12 protein-coding genes and 1 riboswitch are annotated in these 21,431 nt (G+C 48.6%); of the genes, 2 read left to right on the top strand and 10 right to left on the bottom strand.

What is annotated here, in order from left to right:
- Positions 1 to 188: 188 nt before the first annotated feature.
- A riboswitch (ZMP/ZTP riboswitch) is annotated at positions 189 to 267 on the top strand.
- Between the two features lie 63 nt (positions 268 to 330).
- Positions 331 to 1,176, top strand: coding sequence for a bifunctional 5,10-methylenetetrahydrofolate dehydrogenase/5,10-methenyltetrahydrofolate cyclohydrolase (locus E0496_RS19290; RefSeq protein ID WP_141503490.1), 846 nt, complete (start codon positions 331 to 333; stop codon positions 1,174 to 1,176).
- A 97-nt stretch (positions 1,177 to 1,273) separates the two neighbouring features.
- Here E0496_RS19290 and E0496_RS19285 read toward each other — a convergent pair whose 3' ends face one another.
- The 8 genes from E0496_RS19285 to E0496_RS19220 all read right to left on the bottom strand — a co-directional run bounded on the left by E0496_RS19285 (position 1,274) and on the right by E0496_RS19220 (position 18,458).
- Positions 1,274 to 2,230 carry a sugar-binding transcriptional regulator gene (locus tag E0496_RS19285; protein ID WP_241674885.1) on the bottom strand — a complete coding sequence of 319 codons (957 nt, stop codon included), beginning with the start codon at positions 2,228 to 2,230 and terminating at the stop codon, positions 1,274 to 1,276.
- Positions 2,231 to 2,272: 42 nt separating this feature from the next.
- Positions 2,273 to 3,445: a response regulator gene (locus E0496_RS19280; protein ID WP_141503480.1), complete on the bottom strand. Its 1,173-nt coding sequence runs from the start codon at positions 3,443 to 3,445 to the stop codon at positions 2,273 to 2,275.
- A complete protein-coding gene (locus tag E0496_RS19275; protein ID WP_141503479.1) occupies positions 3,426 to 5,249 on the bottom strand; it encodes a sensor histidine kinase in 1,824 nt (607 codons plus the stop codon). Before E0496_RS19275 ends, E0496_RS19280 begins: the two co-directional genes overlap by 20 nt.
- A gap of 213 nt (positions 5,250 to 5,462) precedes the next feature.
- A complete protein-coding gene (locus E0496_RS35645) occupies positions 5,463 to 12,926 on the bottom strand; it encodes a 5'-nucleotidase C-terminal domain-containing protein (RefSeq protein WP_206669820.1) in 7,464 nt (2,487 codons plus the stop codon).
- A 447-nt stretch (positions 12,927 to 13,373) separates the two neighbouring features.
- Positions 13,374 to 15,155, bottom strand: a complete 1,782-nt coding sequence (locus E0496_RS19235) for an ABC transporter ATP-binding protein (RefSeq protein WP_141503478.1) — start codon at positions 15,153 to 15,155, stop codon at positions 13,374 to 13,376.
- Between the two features lie 12 nt (positions 15,156 to 15,167).
- Positions 15,168 to 16,910, bottom strand: coding sequence for an ABC transporter ATP-binding protein (locus E0496_RS19230; protein ID WP_141503477.1), 1,743 nt, complete (start codon positions 16,908 to 16,910; stop codon positions 15,168 to 15,170).
- 139 nt (positions 16,911 to 17,049) lie between these two features.
- The gene (locus E0496_RS19225; protein ID WP_141503476.1) at positions 17,050 to 17,613 is read right to left on the bottom strand and encodes a hypothetical protein; all 564 of its coding nucleotides are present in this window, start codon (positions 17,611 to 17,613) and stop codon (positions 17,050 to 17,052) included.
- Complete coding sequence (locus E0496_RS19220) at positions 17,610 to 18,458, bottom strand: hypothetical protein (protein WP_206669819.1); 849 nt, start codon at positions 18,456 to 18,458, stop codon at positions 17,610 to 17,612. The genes E0496_RS19225 and E0496_RS19220 overlap by 4 nt, the downstream gene beginning before the upstream one ends.
- A 322-nt stretch (positions 18,459 to 18,780) precedes the next feature.
- Here E0496_RS19220 and E0496_RS19215 point away from each other — a divergent pair, with 322 nt between their 5' ends.
- Positions 18,781 to 19,854, top strand: coding sequence for a glycosyltransferase family 2 protein (locus E0496_RS19215; protein ID WP_141503474.1), 1,074 nt, complete (start codon positions 18,781 to 18,783; stop codon positions 19,852 to 19,854).
- Between the two features lie 8 nt (positions 19,855 to 19,862).
- On the opposite strand, the gene E0496_RS19210 is transcribed toward E0496_RS19215, so the two are convergent.
- Both E0496_RS19210 and ssuC read right to left on the bottom strand, forming a co-directional pair.
- On the bottom strand, positions 19,863 to 20,630 hold the full coding sequence (locus tag E0496_RS19210; RefSeq protein WP_141503473.1) for an ATP-binding cassette domain-containing protein: 768 nt from the start codon (positions 20,628 to 20,630) through the stop codon (positions 19,863 to 19,865).
- A gap of 21 nt (positions 20,631 to 20,651) precedes the next feature.
- Positions 20,652 to 21,425 (bottom strand): aliphatic sulfonate ABC transporter permease SsuC, encoded by a 774-nt coding sequence (gene ssuC, locus E0496_RS19205; RefSeq protein WP_141503472.1) that lies wholly within the window; start codon positions 21,423 to 21,425, stop codon positions 20,652 to 20,654.
- Between the last annotated feature and the right edge of the window lie 6 nt (positions 21,426 to 21,431).

Here is a 21,431-nt window from a genome sequence, read left to right as displayed (position 1 = left end):
CCATCCACTATTTTCTGCACGACGCGGATCTTCTTCAGTTCTTCTCTGGTCAATGTAATTGTCTCCTGTCCCATAGTGACATTATCTCAGAACAGTTATGGGATGACATTATCACAGAAGAACAACAGGCTATAATCGGGACCGCTCGTTTTTTCTCGTTTCAGCTGTTACAATAGAAGCAACATCACAAAGCTGTGCGTGACTGGCGGAGCATGGGGAACCATGAGGAAGCGCGCAGATCATTAGCCGTACGCCTGGGCAAAGGTAAGGGGATTATCCCCTTGCCTTTTTATGTTTTCCGACAACCATTTGAAGGAGCTGGGGTAGATGATGGCAGAAAAGCTGATTTTAGACGGAGCACGCGTGGCGAACGAACTGAAGGAACAGTTGAGAACGAGGGTGGATGCACTGAGCGGCATAGGGATTACCCCTTGTCTCGCCACGATTCTAGTCGGTGATGATCCCGCATCCGAGACCTACGTGCGAATGAAAGGCAATGCCTGCAAACGGCTTGGCATCACGTCAAGACGCATCCATTTGGATAGGTCCATATCAACGGAGGAGTTAATTAACGTCATTTCACAGCTAAATGAAGATCCCCTTGTTCATGGCATTTTGCTGCAGCATCCCGTCCCCCATCAGATCGACGAACGCGCAGCCTTTGAAGCCATCAGCATCCACAAGGATGTCGACGGCGTGACCGCGCTGGGCTTCGCTCAAAATGCGTTTGGCTACGCGGACTATCCTTCCTGCACGCCCGCTGCCATTATGGCCTTACTCGATTATTACCGCATCCCGATCGAGGGCAAGCATGCTGTCGTCATCGGCCGCAGTCCGATCCTCGGCAAACCGGTTTCGCTAATGCTGCTTAACCGCAATGCCACGGTCACAACCTGCCATTCCAAAACCACGAATTTAGCGGATATGGTCAAGCTCGCCGATATCGTCGTCGCTGCCGTCGGCAAACCAAAGTTCATCCAAGGCGAATGGCTGCGCCCCGGAGCCGTCGTTCTCGACGCTGGATACAATGCAGGCAACGTCGGGGATGTCGACTACGAAGCTTGCCTCCTGAAGGCAAGCGCCATAACCCCCGTTCCGGCAGGCGTCGGACCTGTTACCATTGCCATGCTTCTCAAGCACACCGTTGACGCAGCCGAAAAAACCGCAAAGCATTAGCAGAGCAACAACTTAGTCCAAAAACACTACCACATAGCAAAAGGGGGCTTTACCCCCCCTTTTTTGCGTTTAATGCTCTCATTCCAGCAGTTTGCGTTTAAAGCTCCCGTTCGAGCAAATACCTTGCCGTAAATTGGTCGGTAATCAGCACATTGGTGTAGCCTCCGCGCAGCGCGCCATAGATGCCGTTAACCTTCTTCGCTCCGCCAGCTACAAGAATAGATTGTTCCTTCCGCTTCAGCTCATCGAGGTTAATCCCAATCGTCCGTTGATTCAGCTCGTCTGAGCAAATGACACCTGCCGTATCAATGTACCGCGAGCAAATATCTCCCGCCGCCCGCTCACGGATAATCTCAAGATCCGATTCTGTAAAATAATTCGCTCGAATCAACACGGAATCGTCAGTCGGCGCACCTACCGTAACCACCGCGATGTTGGAGAGCTTGCCCAGTTCCAAAATATTGCGGATATGCCGATCCGACTCAATCGTCCGCTTCACAAGCTCATGATCGACGAGCGCAGGCAGCGGAATAAAATAGGGGATCGTATGAAAGGCTTGCCCGAATAAATGAACGATTTCATACGCATAGGTATTGGTCTCCGAATGACTGACTCCGCCGTTTAATTGTACGACCCTCACATCGCGAACAGGCTTGTCCTTAAGCTGTGTAGCCATCTGAAACAGCGTCGTGCCCCAGGTTGTTGCAATAATATCGCCGTCCTTAACCGTGTCGTATAAATAAGAAGCAGCAGCTTCGCCTATGTAGCGCTTAACGATGCTGTCCTCATACTGCGGCACCGAGACGATCACTGCCTTCTTCAAGTGAAACTTTGACTCCAGCCGATCGGCTAACACAAAATTGTTTCCATTCGGATTCACAATTTTGATTTGAACATAACCCTCATCCTTCGCCTGTTGAAGAAACCTGGAGATGGTCGGACGCGACACGCCCAGCTTTTGTGCAATTTCTTCCTGATTATAATTTAATTCATAATAAAGTTTAGCAGCGTCTATCATTTTAGAGAGCTTGTCATCCATTCGATCTTCTGCCATCCTGCCTCAACTCTTTCTATATATAGCTTAACCAGCAAGTCGTCACGTTTTTCTAACTGCTGTCGACATTTTTTTATCGATAATATCCACTACAAGCGAATCGTACAAATGAAGCAGCTCTTTTGAGGGACGGATACCAAGCTCCCGGTTTAGGATTTTCACATAGTCGGTGTACTGAACATTCAACGCCTTCTTGTTCCCTTCCTGAGCGTTCAGCTTCATCAGCAGGCGTACAACCGTTTCGTCTAACGGATTGCGGGCATTCAGCTTTAGCAGCAGCTTCATGGCAGCCGTTGTATTCTGAATAGATAGCAGCGACTCAGATACCCGTTTGACAAAGGATGCATACATTTCTGCCAACCGTTCCGTCTCATGAATCGCCCAGACATAGGCTTTACTGCCGAATAAATCTCCCGTGTACAGCTTCTCGCATTGCAATACGCTGTCCACATCGCTGTCAGTCACATTTTCCCAAAGACTAGACCGTTGTTCAAACTCCTCGTAATCGATAAGCGCATGAGACAGCTCCAAAGCGTACCCGTCATTTTCCGAACGGATGGACTCCCGCAAGCCTATCGGCTCCAATGATTTGCGCAGCTGATAGACGGTCGTATTCAAATACTTATCTGCATTTTCCTTGGACATGCCACCAAAAATATCAGCGACCAGCCGAACACGGGCAATTCGCTTCCCTCGATTGAGAAGCAAATACGCAAATAGCTCTGCGCTTTTATTCGAAATCCATTTCACGCGTCCCGAATCGTTTCGTACGGAAAAATCACCTAACGTTGTAATCATGATTTCATTAGCCACTCTGGCGTTCGAATCCTCCAGTGGCAGCGAACGCAGCGCCTGCCTGCCTGCAAGCGTGCGATTGACTGTCCTCTCCAACCTCTCCTGCGATACCGGCTTAACCAAATAATCCACCACGGAAAGCTCATACGCCTTTAAAGCAAATTCCTTATGCGAAGTGACAAATACGATCTGTACCCCACTCCCCGTTTGTTCTATTCTAGCCGCAAATGTCATGCCATTTTCACCTGGCATCGAAATATCGACAAAAGCCAGTTCAATGTCGGCGTTCTCGCTCAAAAAGGCTGCTGCTGACTGCGTATCCGTGAAAGCGCCGGCCACTTCCACTTCGGGAAACTTCATCAGCATTTTCCTCATAATCAGATGCATGACAGAATCATCATCAACCAGTATGACTTTCAAGTACTTCCACCTCCATCCCCTCGTCTCTTCTCATAACCCCTCCGCTAATGAAGCCAGGCAATGTGAATAAAACATTAGTGCCTTCGCCAGGCGTACTTTCAAACTGGAGGCTTCCACCGTGGATGCGAAGAAATTCGCGTGACAGCACAAGACCGAATCTCATCTCACTTCCTGCATGAAGGGAGCCCGACTCCTTAAAATACAATTCTTCCTGCGTGAGCAGATTCGCCGTCTCCTCATCGATTCCCGCTCCGTTATCTTTCACGGACACTTTCACAAACTCGCCTTCAAGGACAGCACCGATTTCAATTTTGCCATCCATGCCGGTGTACTTAATCGCATTGGAAAGCAAATTACGAAGAATGAGATCGAGCATCTCTTTGTCGGCATTCACCGTCAACGTTTCGTCAACAGACTCGATCATTTGGATTTGTTTCATGCCAGCCCGGCTTCCCGCTAGCGACATAGCCTGCCGGACAACCTGCTGCAAATTCCATGCCTGCGGCCGAAAAGCCACTCTGCCATTTTGACTTCGGTACCAATCAAGCAGATTGTCAACGAGATGAAAGGTGCCGCGTACTTGTTTTTTTATCTCCTGGAACACTTCTGCGTTCTCCAAATCCGCATCCTTCGGCTCCTCTCCAAGCAGCTCTGTCAGGCTGACAAGAAGCGCAATCGGATCACGGATATCATGCGCCACCACAGTGAACAGCTTGTCCTTGAATGAATTTAATTGGGAAAGCTGTCTCGCGTTCTCGCGCAAGCGTTCCTCGTTTTCTATCAGCTCTGTAACCTCGTTGAACATCAGCATTTTCCCAATCGGAGATACTCCCGTATCATAGATAAAAGAAAGGCTGCATATAAAATGTTTCAGCTGCTTCCCCTGCATATGTTGGAAAGGGAAACGCTCCTCCTGGTTTCCGGCAGCGGAGATTCTCACCAATAAATCCGGCCAAGACGCAAAAATATCCGTCCCTTTGGCGGAATAGTTCCTTACTGCACCAAGCTCAGGAAACACCTTCTCAGCCGCACGGTTGTAACTCACGATCTGGTCTTCGTAATCAAACAAAACAACGCCGTCTCGAATTGTCTCGAACACTTTGGCAAGCGCCAGCGGCGTTAAGCGAAGCAAATTGAACCGAAAAATTCCCCACACATAAACGACGCCCGATACCGCAAACCCAATCGGTGTCATATCGACGTTCAATCCGAACAAAAAAACAAAATTCAACAGCATCGGTGCAGCCGCACCAAGGATGAGCACTATGATTTGCTTTCTTACAATAGGCAAGGATCGCAGGTACATCGGGATAAACAATAGTATGCCAAACAAGAGAATCAGATAATTATAAACGCCATGAAGAATATAAAAGGAGCCCTTAATTGTCGTATACAAAGGGACCGCTGCATTTGTATTCGCTATATATTCCTTATAAATGAGATGATGCCAATCATTAGTCAAATGAAGTAGAAAGATCAAGACGGGGATGATTAACAGCAAGAAGGTGATGCGCCGCCTAATTTGAGCGGCAGCGCCGGTAAATTGAATGACCAGAAGAAGCCAGAGGGTAGAAACAAATGGGATGCCCATATATTCTAGCTGGAGTGAGAGTTTAACCCCTCTTAGGCTCGTACTCAAAATCTCAAAGGCATAGCCAAGCGCGTAACAAGAAGCTGCCAGCATAATAAATACCATCGTTCTTGCCACCTGTAAGCGACGTTTCTGATAAGACAGCAACGCGATGAACAGCATCAGCGCCGTCGCGAGAATAAGCAATATGGACATCCATTGTCTTGTTTCCACGACTTCGCCCCCCACCTGATAAATCCATCCTTAATCGATCCGAATAATCTTAATCCAATTAATTATACCATCGATATAGGAGTGGAATAAATTCTTTTTGCTAGCGAAACACCTGAATTTATACTTTCCTATATTTCAAGTAAAAGAAACGTCCCGCTCCACTCTTTGCAAAGTGGAATGGAACGTTTCTACTGGGTTTATCTCTTATGTGGCTTAGCTTTTGCTTTTCTCATACGCTAGCGCGGACAAAATAAGAGTTACAATCTCTGCTCGTGTTGCTTTGGACTGAGGTGCAAAACGATTATCGCCCACTCCTCCAACCAAGCCTGCATTTTGCGCTGCCGCAATATAAGGTCTAGCCCAAGCAGGAATATCTCCCACATCTGCAAATGTTGTTTTTGCATTCGGATCAACTTCGATTCCGAGCGCACGGACCAGAATTACCGTCATTTCTGTCCTCGTCAAGGAACTGGATGGCCTTAGCGTATTGTCTTCATAACCCGCTATGACTTTATCCTCGATAAGCTGGGCAAAAAAGTTTCTTGCCCATGTAGGCACTTGGCCTGCATCTGCAAATTCAAGTTTGCCCTCTGATGTTTCAAGCTTGAAAGCTCGGCCAACCATGGTGATAAATTGTGCTCTTGTCGCAATATCTTTAGGATGGAACGTGCCATCTCCATACCCATTCACAAAACCAAGCTTCACAGCGTCTTCAATTGCTTTTGCCGCCCAATGGTTGCCAACATCACTGAACTTAGTTCCCGTTCCTCCGCTGCCACCTGGTGTCGGTGCCGGAGTAGGATTCGTCGGTATGACGATAGGCGTCGACGTTGGTGGTGTCGGTGTTGGTTCCGTTGGTTCCGTCGGTGTCGTCGGCGTTGGCGTCGGTTCCGTTGGTGTTGTCGGCGACGGTGTCGGTTCCGTTGGTGTCGTCGGCGTCGGTGTTGGTTCCGTCGGTGTCGTCGGCGTCGGTGTTGGTTCCGTTGGTGTCGTCGGCGTCGGTGTTGGTTCCGTTGGTGTCGTCGGCGTCGGTGTTGGTTCCGTTGGTGTCGTCGGCGTCGGTGTCGGTTCCGTTGGTGTTGTCGGCGTCGGTGTCGGCGTTGCTGTATTCACTTCGACAATCCGGCCTTCGGTCACCGTATTAATTGTACCTAATTGATCAATATACTCGCGGAATACTTCGTAATCCACAAGGTTCATCTCATACTGGCGCCCCGCATCCTTAGCCTGCTTCATCGAGCGGTAGAAATCCCCGCCACTAGCCATAAAGGAGTTGGTTGCCACGAAATAGTAGGCTTCTAAATCAATCGGACTGAAGCTGCCATCCGCATTTTTGATTTCCACCTTTGTGATTCGTTTGCCTTCTTGCGTAAGTTGGCCATTCGCGTCCAATATTTCCGGCTGCTGCTTGATATCATAGTAGAAGCGCATGCCAGACACTTGCGGGAAGCGTCCTTGACCGGTTTCGATTCCGCTCACGCCATTCTCCAGTGCAGCAACAATCTCCGTGCCAGTCATGTGCAGTGACGTCAGATTGTTACCGAAAGGCATAACGGTAAGCAGCTCGCCTAGCGTAATATCGCCATCAACCTTGCCTTCTGCGGTCTGCTTAATGGAAGCGCGAATGCCGCCGCCATTTTGTATCGCTACAAAGCCTTTGACATCCAAATCCTTCAAGCTCGAATTGCTGTTCACGAAGCTTTTCACTTTAGAAATCATGCCATCCGCCATCAGGTTTCCGAGATTGGTTTCTTTAAAGCGGACAGAAGCGCGCTCGCCATCCAAAAATACATTCGTTTTGCCGATGACTTCTTTTTGAATCTCAGCAACACCTTTACTGTACTCTTTTAACATTTCCGTCGCTGTTGCGTCAGCAGCATAACCACTGACCGTCAGCAGCTTGCCATTCCATGCCGTCAATACGCCAGCATGGTCGAATTCCAGATCCAGACGGCCCAGGTAATTGCCATACTCCTCAGCTTGCACGACCAGTGTAGGCTCTCCGTCCGCATGATAAACGAGAGGAGCATCTACCTTCGTATGGCTGTGGCCGCCAACAATCACGTCAATGCCTGTTACGGCTTCAGCCAAAATCTTATCAAACTCATTGCCCAAATGCGTCAGGGCTACGATTTTGTTAATGCCTTCATCCTGAAGCATCTTCACTGTTTCTTTAGCCTTGGCAATATAATTTTCGAACTCGATGTTATCGCCAGGTGACGCTAGGAATTTCGTATCTTCGGTCGTCAGACCGAACACACCGATCTTCTCTCCATCACGGTCCAAAATAATCGCGTCGTAAATTTTGCCATCAGCCGCCGGATTACCGATAGCTTGCTCAGAGACAAGCCCATTCAGCGCCGGTTCTTTGCTGAAATTAATATTGGAGCTTACAAATGGGAACTGAGCTTTCTTCACAAAATCAGCGAGAGTAGCTGGCCCCTTATCGAATTCATGGTTTCCGAACACCATGGCATCGTAACCAATGTAGTTCATAAACTCCAAATCCGCCAAACCTAAATATTTATTAAAATACAGCGTACCCGAGAATACATCGCCTGCATCAAGCAGAATCGATTGCTCGACTTCGGAACGAATCTCATTAATCGCCGTGATTCTTTTGGCAACCGAGTCCAGATGTGCATGAGTGTCATTGACATGCATCAGTGTAACCTTGAATGGCTCATCGCCATCGGATGGAAGCGGCTCGCCTTTCAAATCAGTCGTCCGGCCTTCCGTACCTGTGTTAATTGTCCCTAGTCCCTCAATATGCTCCAAGAATACTTCGTAGTCAACGATGTTGAGCTCATGCTGGCGACCTGCATCCTTCGCCTGCTTCATCGAACGGTAGAAATCGCCGCCATTAGCCATGAAGGAGTTGGTTGCTACAAAGTAATAAGCATTCAAGTCAATCGGGCTAAAGCTGCCATCCGCATTTTTAATATCTACCTTCATCACGCGTTGGCCAGCTGTCACCAGGTTCCCATCAGCATCCAGAACTTCAGGCTGCTTCTTGGAATCATAGTAGAAGCGCATGCCCGACACTTGCGGGAAGCGGCCTTGGCCGGTTTCAATTCCGCTTACGCCATTTTCCAGTGCACCAATAATTTCAGCGCCTGTCATACGAAGCGCCGTCAGGTTATTGCCGAAAGGCATAACTGTGAGCAGCTCGCCCATCGTGATTTCGCCTTCTTGTTTGCCAGCTCCGGTTGTCTTAATCGAAGCACGGATACCTCCGCCGTTCTGAATGGCAACAAAACCTTTTACATCATACTGGCTAAGCTCTGCATTGCCGCTCACCAGGCTCTTCACCTTCGCTACCATGCCGTCAGCCATCAGATTTCCAAGATTGGTCTCCTTGGCGCGAACGGAGGTGCGCTCGCCATCAAGCATTACATTCGTGTGTCCAATGACTTCAGCTTGAATTTCCGCAACGCCTGCTTGGTAAGGGACAAGCATCGCAGTTGCTTCCGGATCGGAGGCAAAAGTCGCAATGTCGAGCAGCTTGCCATTCCATCGGGTAAGCACGCCTGCTGCATTAAATTTAAGCTCCAATTTGCCTAAATATTTGTTGTACTCTTCCGCTTGCACGACAAGCGTAGGTTCGCTATTTGCATGGAATACCTTTGGAGCATCTACCTTCGTATGGCTGTGTCCGCCGACGATGACGTCGATGCCGGCAACTTCCTCAGCTAATACTAGATCGAATTCATAACCAAGATGAGTTAAAGCTATAATTTTGTTAATGCCTTTGTCTTGCAGCTTTTTCACTGCCAGCTTTGCTTTCGCGATATGATCCTCAAATTTAATATTTTCGCCAGGCGAAGCAAGGAATTTCGTGTCTTCCGTCGTTAAACCAAATACGCCGATTTTCTGCCCGTCTCTGTCCAAAATAATAGAATCATAAATCTTGCCTTTTTCCGCTGGTTGGTCCGCAGCTTGCTCAGATAAGTAGCCGCTGAGCGCTGGTTCTTTGCTGAAATCGATGTTCGAGCTTACAAATGGGAACTCAGCATCCTTCACAAAGTTTGCAAGCACCGATGGCCCTTTATCAAACTCATGATTGCCGAATACCATCGCATCGTATTTGATCTTGTTCATAAATGCCAGATCGGCCAGGCCTAAAAACTTATTGAAAAACAGCGTGCCTGAGAATACGTCCCCGGCATCAAGCAAAATCGAATTTTCCGTTTCGTTGCGAATTTGCTTAACAGCCGTGAACCGCTTCGCCACATTCGCCAGATTCGCATGCGAATCATTCACATGCATAAGCGTCATTTCAAAATCTGCATCCTTCTTAGCTGATAGATCAAGCTGTGCAAGAAGAGGATCATGATCGCTCACTCTACCCTGCTGTGTAGAGAAGTCTGCATTAACATGAACAACATCGATGGCCGCTTTCGCAGCGGTACCTTTGTCTACCAAAATATGATCCAGCGTTTGCGAATTGCCGTCATAAATATAGGAATAACGTTCCGAAACCGGAAGCGCATCAACCAAATTGGATAATTCCGCGCCCTTGAGCTTATTAAGCGTACCTGAGAATTGGAAATCATTGAAGTCTCCCAATACTACCACGCTAGCTTCTGGGTCTTTTGTCGTCAGCTCTTTAACGAAGCTGTTCACCGCATCTGCCTGCTTCGCGCGTTGTACCTCACTGCTGCGGACTACCGGCTGAATATCGCCCCAAGGCTTGCCATCCCCGCCTTTGGAATTCAAATGGTTCGCGATAGCCACAACGCGTTTCCCTTGGAAAAGGAATTCTGCGACCAGCGGCTTGCGGGATGAAGCGAAGGTCGTTGCGTCCGCCGATCCGATTCGCCCAGGATTTTGCGTCAGTCCTCCGACTCCATTTACCTTAACCGTTGATGAGAAATCGCCTTTTTTCCCTTTGGCAAGATCTACGCGGTCAGGATTGTACAAGAAGCCTACGCGGATGTTGCCTCCCGGCGCGCCGCCATCCTTATTATTTTCCGGAGCGATGTCCGTATAAGCATAAGTTGGGCCGCCTTGCGCCTTGATGGCGTCAATCAGCGTTTTGAAGCTTTGGGAAGCATCGGTTGTGCCGGTATCCTTCTCGCCATCATTGTCCTGTACTTCCATCAAGCCGATAATATCCGGTTTCTTCATGTTTGTGACGATGATAGCCGCGATTTTTGCAGCCTTGGCCGTTTCCGAGGCGCTGAAGTTCTCTACGTTGAACGTAGCAATCGTCAGCTTGTCCGGGTCTGGCACAAGACTCGTTACCTTCTGTGCATTCGTGCTGCGGATAACCGCTGGCAGAGCTTCCGTCGGAAGCAGCTTGTAAAGGTCGCTTGCGTATTGAATGACGCCAACGATATTGCCGTCAAAGGCATCGCCGGTTTTAATCTCGCTGCCCGCAGGCTTTGCGGCAACGAACAATTTTTGCGGATTCAGGCTGCTGTCCGTCTCGTTTAGGCCATTGCCTTGCAGCACAATACCGCCAGCAGCTGTTTTAACCGGATTGTTAGAACCATTGTCAAAAGTAACTGGAGTCACCGCATTGGCATACGGTCCTGTTATCGTAGGATTTGTAATTTCAACAAGCATGCTCTCCAAGCTCTCGAAGAAATCAATCGCATCGACAGCAGGATTAAACTGGCCAAAGCTGTCGGAATCGATCAAATTCGGAATCACACGTCCGCCTGTCCCGATTAGAGTAGCAGTAGGAAGCGGATTGTTGCTAGATAGCTTATTAATGGTTGATGCATTGATTTGTGTAACAGTCAGGGAAGGGCTATTGCCATACTCCTGAACCGTACCCGTTACCGATATGCTATCTTTCACGGCTAAGCCATGAGCCTTCTTATAAACCTGAATGGCCTCAGAGGTATTCGGATTATGATCCTGCTCCGCATCTGGCGCCTGCAAATAGAAGGAATCCGTGCTTACGGAAGTAATAATGCCCGCTACATTGGATACCTGTACATTATTATAGATCGATTGATGCGTTTCGCCTTGAATCGTATGAATGGCGATGCCATTTGTGTTTTGCAGTACTTTGTAAGTAAAAGTGGCTACTTCGCTTGTCACTCCGCCGGCCGTAACGACTGCCTTGATGACGGTATCTTCACTAATGACAATTGGTGCGCTGTAAACCGTACCCACCGTTGCGGAAGGAATCGTTCCATCCGCCTTGTAACGAATGACGCCGTTCTCTGCAAGCGTGCTTAGCTTGACCGAGCCTCCTGTATTAATGCCGCCGGAAGGAATGCTTGCCTGAACAGCCAGCCTTTTCTCAACAATGTCAAGCGATTGGCGAGGAAGCAGCTCCAGCCCTACGCTCGAATGATAGGTCATAACGCCTGTTACCTGCTCAAAGGTTTTTCCAGCGGCAAAGGACGCGTCCGAGGAATAGATAATGACTTTGCCTCCGTTAACAGCATCTGTAGCCGTAACAACACCGCTGGCCACACTTTCAACAGTAATATTGTTCACTTGAACTAATCGACCTTCGAATTTATTGCGGTTTTCCGTTGTTTTGCCAAAGCTCGTTGAATCCACAATCATCGGCGCTGGTACCGCAACAATCCCCGTTACCTTCGTGTTCTCGGCTGCGGCTTCGAGCTGGAGCAAGCCGTTGAATTCCGTCAGCTTTCCGTAAGCTTCAACTTGATCACCTGGCTCAGCAGAGACTGTACTCGGAACTCTGACTACAATGCCGTTATTGGCATCCTGAACGAACAAATTAACGAAAGCTCCAGAATCGGCGCGGTGCGAAATGACGCCGCTAAGCGTAACGCTTGTACCAACCGCAGCAGCACGAGCTTGCGCGATGGTCATCATGCTGGAGAGCGTATAAGTAAATTCTGTAAGCGCACTGTTTGCCAAACCATCCTTCATTGCGTAGGCATGGACGGTTGTTGGTGCTGTAATCACAATGGACGAAACTCCCGGTTGATACAATGTGAAGTCTTCCGGAGCGATTTGCTCATCGCCTGATCCGTATACACTGTAATACACGCTTGCGCCAACCGTTGGCGATGAGAGCTTAATAACTGTTCCGGATGGCACCGCTCCTGGGCTGACGTCAGCAGTTACCGCTTCAACTCCGTCCGCAGCTGCGCCGTAGGAGGAGTTACGTGGATCTGGCGTGCCCACCTCAAAATCAGTGCTGTTGTTATTCGTGTCCAAAGCACGATTGCCCTTACGTATAGCTGCTGTAACATTTGTAAGTGCGACTCCAGTTGGACCCGTACCTTCAAACTCGCCAGCTGTACCGTAACCAACCAAATCAATTGTCTGGTTGCTGCTGTCTACCAGCTTCACCTTGCCACTGGCTCCTGCCATATTCAGCGTGCCAACCGCATCCGGGTTCACCAGATTAGGGGCATTTGTATCCGCACCCGCAGCTTGCTGGGTCAAATAATATTTACCTGGCCCTATTTTACCCGTTAATGCCATCGTATTGCTGCCCGTCGTTGGCCATGCCCCCGTTGCAGAACCGTATAGCAACGTCATCCCCGTTAAAGAAATTTCATGATTTGTCGGGTTATATAGTTCAATGAAATCCTGTCTAAAGGTCGATCCCGTACCATTTCCCCCTGCGCCGTAAACTTGAGAAATAATGACATTGTCCCCCGCAGGCGTTGCATAGGCCGGACTTCCCAGACTGCCCAGCATACCGGATACGACCAGTACCGCCGCTAACAGCATGCAGACTTGTCTTTGTATGCGTCTTGTCAATCGCTGCATTCTTTTTTACTCCTCTCTGAGTACCCTAAATAGTATTTAACATCTGGCATACCTTTACTAGCGTAATGAAAAAATGTCATGAGAGTATCAAAATGAAATTAAGTTCTAGTAAACATGCACATTTGTTCATAGGCGGCAACGAAAATCCCCTTCGCTCCAAAACATGCATGCCATCTGTAAGAAGATTATTTGCATTAAGGAAAAAAGGGGATTTCAGCTTTGGGCCCTAAAGCATGTTGAGCCGTCTATTAATGTAATGTAAACTGACATTAAACTTAATGAAGAGTATACAGCGGAACATTTTTCCTGTCAATTGGTAGAAAGGAGTAATGTTATTGATTGTTCCCACAAAAAAAGTGCCATATATATGACTTATGAAGTCGTATATATGGCACTTAAGACTCTGTTTTACCTGATATCCACTTCCTGGGTCGCACTCGTCGCAGTGACTCCCGCCTTCTCGCCTTTCTGGAGCTGATACATTTTGAAATATCTGCCCTCCAGCGCCATCAAGGCTTCATGATTGCCGCGTTCGACAATTTCACCACGGTGCAAGACGAGAATTTGATTAGCTTCCCTGATGGTAGACAGCCTATGGGCGATGACAAGCGTTGTCCGTCCTTGACTCACTACGCGCAGCGCTTGCTGGATGAGCCCTTCCGTCTCGCTATCGATGCTCGCTGTCGCTTCGTCAAGGATTAGAATCGATGGATCAAAGGCAAGCGCTCTGGCGAAGGAAATCAGCTGTCTTTGGCCAGAGGAGAGCGTGCTTCCGCGTTCCACGACCTGTTCATCATAACCGCCAGGCAGTTGTTCGATGAAAGGAGCTGCTCCGACATCCTTCAGCACGCTTTTTACGCGTTCAATGGAGATGTCCTTCTTGTACAGGCTGACGTTGAACTTAATATCGCCGGCAAACAAATACGGGTCCTGCAGTACAATGCCCATATGCTTGCGCAGCGCCTGCTTCGAATAGGTGGATATGTCGCGTCCATCGATAGAAATCACACCTTGATTCGGCTCATAAAAGCCGAGTAAAAGATTCATAATCGAGCTTTTTCCCGAGCCCGTATGACCAACTAAAGCGACCGTCTCTCCTTTGCGTGCCTCAAAAGAGATCTCCTTCAGCACATTCTCTCCGTCATTGTAGGCAAAGGTGACGTTGTCGAATTTCACAATCCCCTCCGGACGCTTCACCTGTCCGGCTTCTTCAACCTCCACCCCATCCATATCCAATATGGCGAATACCTTTTCCGCCGATACGAACGCCCGCTGCGCATTCGTCAGCTGATCAAATATCCCGATAATCGGCTGGAAGATACGGCCCAAATAATCGATAAAGGCATAAAATACCCCGAACATGATCACGGTTTCAAGCGAAGCACGGCCAAAATACCAAATGACAAGCGCTGTTACAAGGCTTCCGATGGTGCCCACAATATTTCTCGAGGACATGGCGAATACCCGGAATTGCTTGATTTGATTGACATACCTGTCCTCATTCAGCACCTCGAATTCATCCAGCGTGACTCGCTCGCGGCGAAAGGCCTGAATAATGGGCATGACCACGATGGATTCATTGATCATCGCATTCATATCGCTAAGCCGTGCACGCATAATGGTAATATACCGCTTGGAATATTTTAAATGGATGACCATAATGAGCGCGAACAACGGAGGCAGCAGCAGGCAGAACAAGGCTAGGCGCATGTCCAAAATAAAAAGCGCCGTAAATATGCCCAGCAGCTGCACGAAGCTGACGACGAAAGTCGCCATAAAGCTCATGAACAAATCGCGTACAGCCTCCGTATCATTGGCTATTCTCGATACAGTCTGTCCGATCGGCGTGTTATCGAAGTAACGCAGCGGAATTCGTTGAATATGGCCCATAAGATCCATCCGCATATTTTTAATAATTTTCAAGGCTGTCGATTGCAAAATATACGATTGCGAGAAATTGCCGATGCTGGCGATGAGCAGCAGCCCCATGTAGAGGGCAAGCAGCCAAAGCACTGGCTTCAGGTCATTTCCATCGACTGCCAAGTGCTTATCAATTATCGTCTTGATAATGAACGGACCGCCAAGCTCGGCGCCTACTGCGCAGCAAAGAATAAGCAGTGCGCCGATAATTCTGTACTTATAGACGAGAGCATATTCGAATAGTCTTCTCGCCGTTGATTGCTTTGGCATTAAACAGCCTCCTCATTCTTCCAAGCTTGCTTCCATTTGCTGTCGATCCCATTGCTGCTTATACCAACCGCCGAACAGCATCAGCTCTTCATGCGTGCCTTCTTCGATGACGCGCCCCTCATTCAATACAATAATCCAATTCGCATGGCTGACCGCCGATAGTCTGTGTGTCGTAATAAACGTCGTTTTCCCTTCGCGTTCGAGGCGGATATTGTGCAAAATGCGACTCTCCGTACGGGCATCGACCGCCGACAAGGAATCATCCAGCAGCAAGATTTCGGAGTCAATGAGTAAGGCTCTCGCAATGGCTAAGCGCTGCTTCTGGCCACCAGACAGCATAACGCCATTTTCACCGACGATCGTCCCCAGACCCTCCGGCATAGCTGCGATATCCTCCTTAAAAGAAGCCATTTCTACCGCACGGGCGACTTCCTCCAGGGTAGCGTCTGGTTTTCCCAGTGCGATATTTTCTCGGATCGACTTGGACAGCAGCAAATGCTCCTGCGGAACATAGGCAGCCCAGCGCCGCATCTGATCGATCGCAATTCGCTCGATCGGAACGCCTGCAATATACAATCGCTCCTGTTCCAGCGGATATTGCCGAAGCAGCTGCTTAAGAAGCGTGCTTTTTCCGCTGCCCGTTTTCCCAACAATGCCAAGCGTTTGCCCTCGTTCGAGCTGAAAGGATACGTTGTCCAGGCTGGGCTGGCTCGCCGTAGGATAGGTAAAGGTAAGGCTCTTCGCTTCGATGCTTGTAGGCACTGCTACGACAGCTGGCTTATCCAAATCCTTAAGATCCGGCTTTTGAGTAAGTGCCTGATCTAACCGTTCAGCCGATGCGCTGCCGCGCTGCAGCACATTAATAAACTCGCCGAAGGAAATCATCGGCCAAATCAACATGCCCAAGTAAATATTAAACGTCACCAGCTGGCCAAGTGAAATCTCGTTTTGAAAAACCAGATAAGAGCCATACCCTATTCCGATGGAATAACTGACGCCAACAATTAAAGAAATAATCGGCTGAAACAACGCATTCAAGAGGGATACTCGTTTATTCTTCTGCATAACCTCGCTAGTCACTCGATCGAAGGCAGCAAGATCATCAGACTCCTGTACATAGGAACGGATGACCCGTATGCCGGAAATTGACTCCAGCGCGTGATCATTCATTTTACCGAAGGAGGCCTGTGCGTCCAGAAACCGTGTTCTCACCTTCTTGCCAAGCTTGCTGATAACAACCGCAAGCAGCGGTAGGGGAATAAGCGCCGCCAGCATTAATTTAAAGCTGACGAGCGAGATCATCATGATGACAACAACCGAAGCGCCCACAAGCGTATTCACCAGCGTCATTACGCCATACCCTGCGGTTTGCCCGATCGCCAAAATGTCATTAGTGGCCAGTGCCATGAGCTGTCCCGTGCTGTTCCGCTGAAAAAAAGCAGGCGTCATCCGCGTCATATTCGCAAGCAGCCGACCTCTAAGCAGCTTCTCGACCAGTGCCGAGTTCCCAAACAGCCTCGTTATCCAAATAAAGACCATGACGTAGAGCAGCAGCGCCAGTCCGACCAGCAGCAGCACCGTTTGCGTTAAGTCCGCTGAGGTAAGCTGTCCTTCTCTAATATGGTCAACCGTCTTGCCGATCAGATTGGGAGGCACCGTAGAGAGCAGGCTTACTATCGCCATAACGCTGATCGCGAGCGTGTAGCTCCCCCATCTATCCTTTAAAAACCATCGCAACCGATGTACAAATGACATCTAATCCCCTCTTTCTTACGAACATGTGTGCCATTTTTAAGTATAGCAGTTTGCTTGTTCACATTTCACCCTTCTGTAGGACGAAAAAAAAAAAAAAAAGAAGAAGGCGACATAATCCCTGCTTCTTCTTTATCGTTTTTCACAATTCGTCGCTCGCCTTGGCGAACCGAAACGGCAATCGAAGGAAAAGAAGCCCCGCAAGCAAAGAAATGATACTCGTAAGGATCAATACGGATATCCAGCCGTCGTTTATGTTCATTAAGAATGGATAGAAAACAAGGACAGCACCATAAACGATCATGTAAAAATCCCTGCGAAATATAACCAGCTCCCTTAAAGGGTCTTGACCTGCCAGCTGTGCAATTTCAGCAAGTCCGTTGAAAATCCAAAAGGCCAGCACCAAATGAATCAACAAAATGGATTGCGCGTAAATATGCGTGACAAGAGACACGGACATAAAATCATTCAGCGGTATATTCGTATTGATCACCATATCAGGCATCGTCAGAAAAATCATGAGGAAAGCCGCCCATTTGGCTTTGCCAAACACTGGCTGCTTCTCATTCAACCGATGAAGCGCCGATGCTATCAAAATATAACCGATAAAGTCAGGAAGCACATCGATCACCATTCGAATATCAAACAAAACAATTACAATTCCCCAACCAAGCCGCCGAAACGCACCCTCGCGCGACATCATCATAAATGCTCGCCTCCCGAGCGTACGAATCGCCTTAGCTGCTTTTCGCTAATATAGGTATTATGGTTGATGGGGATTTCTTCAAGGACCGAGCGGCCGTCTTCCGTCTTGAAGTACAGACGCAGCTTTACCTGATAGATTTCGAACGCAGCAGGAGCATGGTCCGGAATGGACCATTTGTAATCCACCGATAACGAATTTCCTTTTAAAAAACGGACAGGCATATTTAAATGTCCAATCGGCCTTCCAGATATATTCACCGTTAACCAAGGCTCAATCTTGTCGTAGTGAGTTAACTCTATTTTTTCCAAGCTTGCCGCTTCATTGAGTAGTAAGGACGAGCTGCCCGTGCCATCGGAGGATGAGCTACCCCAATTGTGACTGAGCATTTCTCCCTTTTCCTGCCACTCGACAGCAATTTCGCCGATCGGCACCTTGCGGGGCTCCCCCTCACTGAAATAGACAGTAGCTTCACGGATCGTAATGGGTGTTTTATCCATGGTTTCAATGTCATCCGCCCCCCATACGCCAGATGCCTTCATCATCGTTTGATGAGCGTAGCTATTATCGGGATACAGATTAAATTGAACCCAAGGCAATTCCTCGATTCGAATACTCGTCACCTTGCTGCTTCCCCGCCTATTCTCAAAATAAACAAGCTCCAGCATATCGGATTGGTAGCCGTTCACGGTTATATAATGCTTCAAAAAAAGTGGTTCCTCTAGCTGCGTGCTATCGTAATACCACAGATTCCCAATCCAGCTTCCTGCAATCATCACCAAAAGAGCTGGCCACAAAAAAATACGCTTCAAGTTCGCATCACCTTCCCCCAATTTCCATATTACCATTTATTTAGGAAGTTGATGCCGATCAGGAAACAATTTTTCCTTTTGATCGGTGTTCAGTATAAATTACAGTTTGTTCTTTATAACGAATATGTTATGATGATATAGAATGAATTTAATTTTAAAAAAACAATTGTGGAAGCGAGCTGCTGTTATAGGAATTAATAGCATTCTCACAAATTCTATAATTCTTCTTCAAACAAAAAGCCATCTCCGACAATGATTTAATGCCTCTGTTTTTGATCTCGCCTATAGCTCTTTTTATATCGTTTATGGTTAGGATTCGTTAAGCATCGCAATCACGCTTAATTCCGAGGTGGAGCAAATGAATTGTGCCATTAGTGTAATCGTGCCTATTTTCAATGCTGAAAAATGGTTGCTCCGCTGTTTAAATCGCATTCTGCATCAGCCCTTCCACTCGATTGAGCTGCTGCTTGTCAATGACGGCTCCACCGACCAAAGCGGCGCTGTTTGCGAGGAATTCGCTGCAAGCGATTCCAGAATCAAGGTGCTGCACAAATCTAATGGGGGCACAAGCAGCGCCAAAAACGCTGGCCTGCAAGCAGCCAGCGGCAAGTATGTCGTTTTTCTCGATGCGGACGATGCCATAGACGAATCCTATTTCGTCAAGCTTTATGCAACGGCGGAAGAGCATGCCTGCGACATCGTTGTGAGCGGCTACGAGACCGTCCCTAATAAACTTTCCGTAGTCCCCGGCTTTCAGCTGCATACGCTGATGAATGGGAAGCAATTCGTGCTTAGCGCCCCATCGGTGCATTCCGGCAATGATTTATGTTTTGTTTGGCGGAGCTTGTTTCTGCGAGATACGCTGAAGAAGAACGAGGTTTTGTTTCATGAAGGGCTTACCGTTGGCGAGGATACCATCTTCCATTTGCAAACCATGCTGGCCGCAGAGCGTGTTTATGCGATCCCAGACCCTTTATATTTTTATACCGTCAATAATTTAGACAGTCTAATGAGCTGTCCCTATAAGCCATATTTGGAGAAGAGCCTCTCGCTGCAATACCAGCTGCGTCAGCAACTTTCGGAAAAAAGCGGACTTATCGCCCACAAGCATTATAAAAAAGATATGGCGGCCTATCACATCCGCTCCATTCTTGGCATGCTTTTGCGAAATGTGAGAAACAGCCCTATCCCCGTCAGTAAATCGGATGTAGCCAGAGTAATCAACCTCGACATGATTACAAGGAGCGCGAAGGAGCTTGGCTTCACCTACGCGTGCCTCAGCTTCAAAGAATATCTCTATTATTTGGCGATCAAGTTCAGGTGGTCTGCTGTACTATTCCACTGGGAATTCCATCCGCCTGCCATCGCCTCGATCCTGTCCTTTGGCATCCTAGGCCGAAGCAAGCGAATGAACAACCGAACCTTTCGTTAATCAATCGGTCAAATCGAATAAGAGACCGCTCTTTGCTCATGTTTGCCCCTCTCCAAAATCCGGTCCAAAATCAGCTTTTCAAAATGAACAAAGTCATTATCTCTCTCTCGCGGCCGATCTAGCGTAATCATCAAATCAAGCGCGATATGACCATTTTCAATGAGGATGACCCGGTCAGCGAGCGCTACCGCCTCGCTGACATCATGTGTAACAAGCACTGCGGTAAATTGTTGCTTTGCCCAAAGCTCCTCAATGAGCTGCTGCATATCAATTCGCGTAAGCGCATCTAGTGCGCCGAGCGGTTCATCGAGCAGCAGCAAGCGAGGCTCGCCGACCAAGGCCCGCGCCAGTGCAACGCGCTGGCGCTGCCCTCCCGACAGCACGCCCGGCCATTCCTTGGCCCGATCCCTCAGCCCTACGAGGCCCAGCGCTTCAAGCGCCTTTTCCTTGTCGCCAGAACCGGATTTCACACCGATCTTCACATTGTCTACGCAGCGCTTCCAAGGCAGCAAACGGGCATCTTGGAACAGCATCCTCGTGTCCTCGCGGATGCCATTGATTTCTGAATCATCCAGTGCAAGCCGTCCCTGCGTCGGCTCCTCGAGGCCCGCAATAAGCCGCAGCAGCGTGCTTTTCCCGCAGCCGCTCCGTCCAACAATCGCTACAAACTGCCCCTCAGGTATGTCCAGCTTCACGCCTTCAAGCACGATTTTATCCCCAAAGCGCTTTCCTGCTTCCTCTATGAGCAGCCTCGCTCCTGATGAATGGTTTCGCATAAGCTTACCCCCTTCCACTTTCTAACGTTTTACGTAATTCGGATGCCATTTCAACAGCTTTTCCTCTAAGATTTTGGCGGCTGTATCCGACAGCTTCCCTAATATGGCATACATGATGATGGCAAGCACAACGACATCGAGACGCATAAATTCACGGGCATTCATTGCCATATAACCGATGCCCGAATTGGCCGAGATCGTCTCAGCCACGATAAGCGTAAGCCACATAAATCCAAGAGCGTAACGGACGCCAACCAAAATAGACGACAATGCACCGGGCAAGATTACTTCCTTATAAAGAGCAAAGCCCCGCAGGCCATAGACCTTGGCCATCTCCACGAGACCGGGATCTATCGAACGGATGCCATGCAGCGTGTTCAAATAAATCGGGAAAAATACGCCGAGCACCACCAAAAACACTTTGGCGGTCTCCCCTATGCCAAACCACAAAATCACAAGCGGAATAAGCGCCAAATGCGGCACATTGCGAATCATTTGGATAGAGCTGTCGAGCAGCCGGTTCGCCGTCTGCGATAAACCGTTAAGCAATCCCAGTAGAAAGCCGATTCCTCCACCAATGGCGAAACCAATAAACGCCCGCCACGTGCTGCTGCCGATATAATGAAACAACTGTCCGGATTTTGTCATGGCAATGCCGGCCTCCGCTACCTGTAGCGGGGTCGGCAAGGTACGGCTGGAAATCCAACCAAATTGGCCAAGCAGCTGCCAAATCATTAAGATAAAGATTGGGACGATGGCAGGAGCAATACGACTATTGATCAATCGGGTAAACATGTTTAT

The organism is Paenibacillus luteus, assembly GCF_006542765.1.
Taxonomy (GTDB): domain Bacteria; phylum Bacillota; class Bacilli; order Paenibacillales; family Paenibacillaceae; genus Pristimantibacillus; species Pristimantibacillus luteus.
The sequence above is the reverse complement of the archived record's forward strand: the minus strand, read 5'-3'. Positions and strand labels throughout refer to the sequence as shown.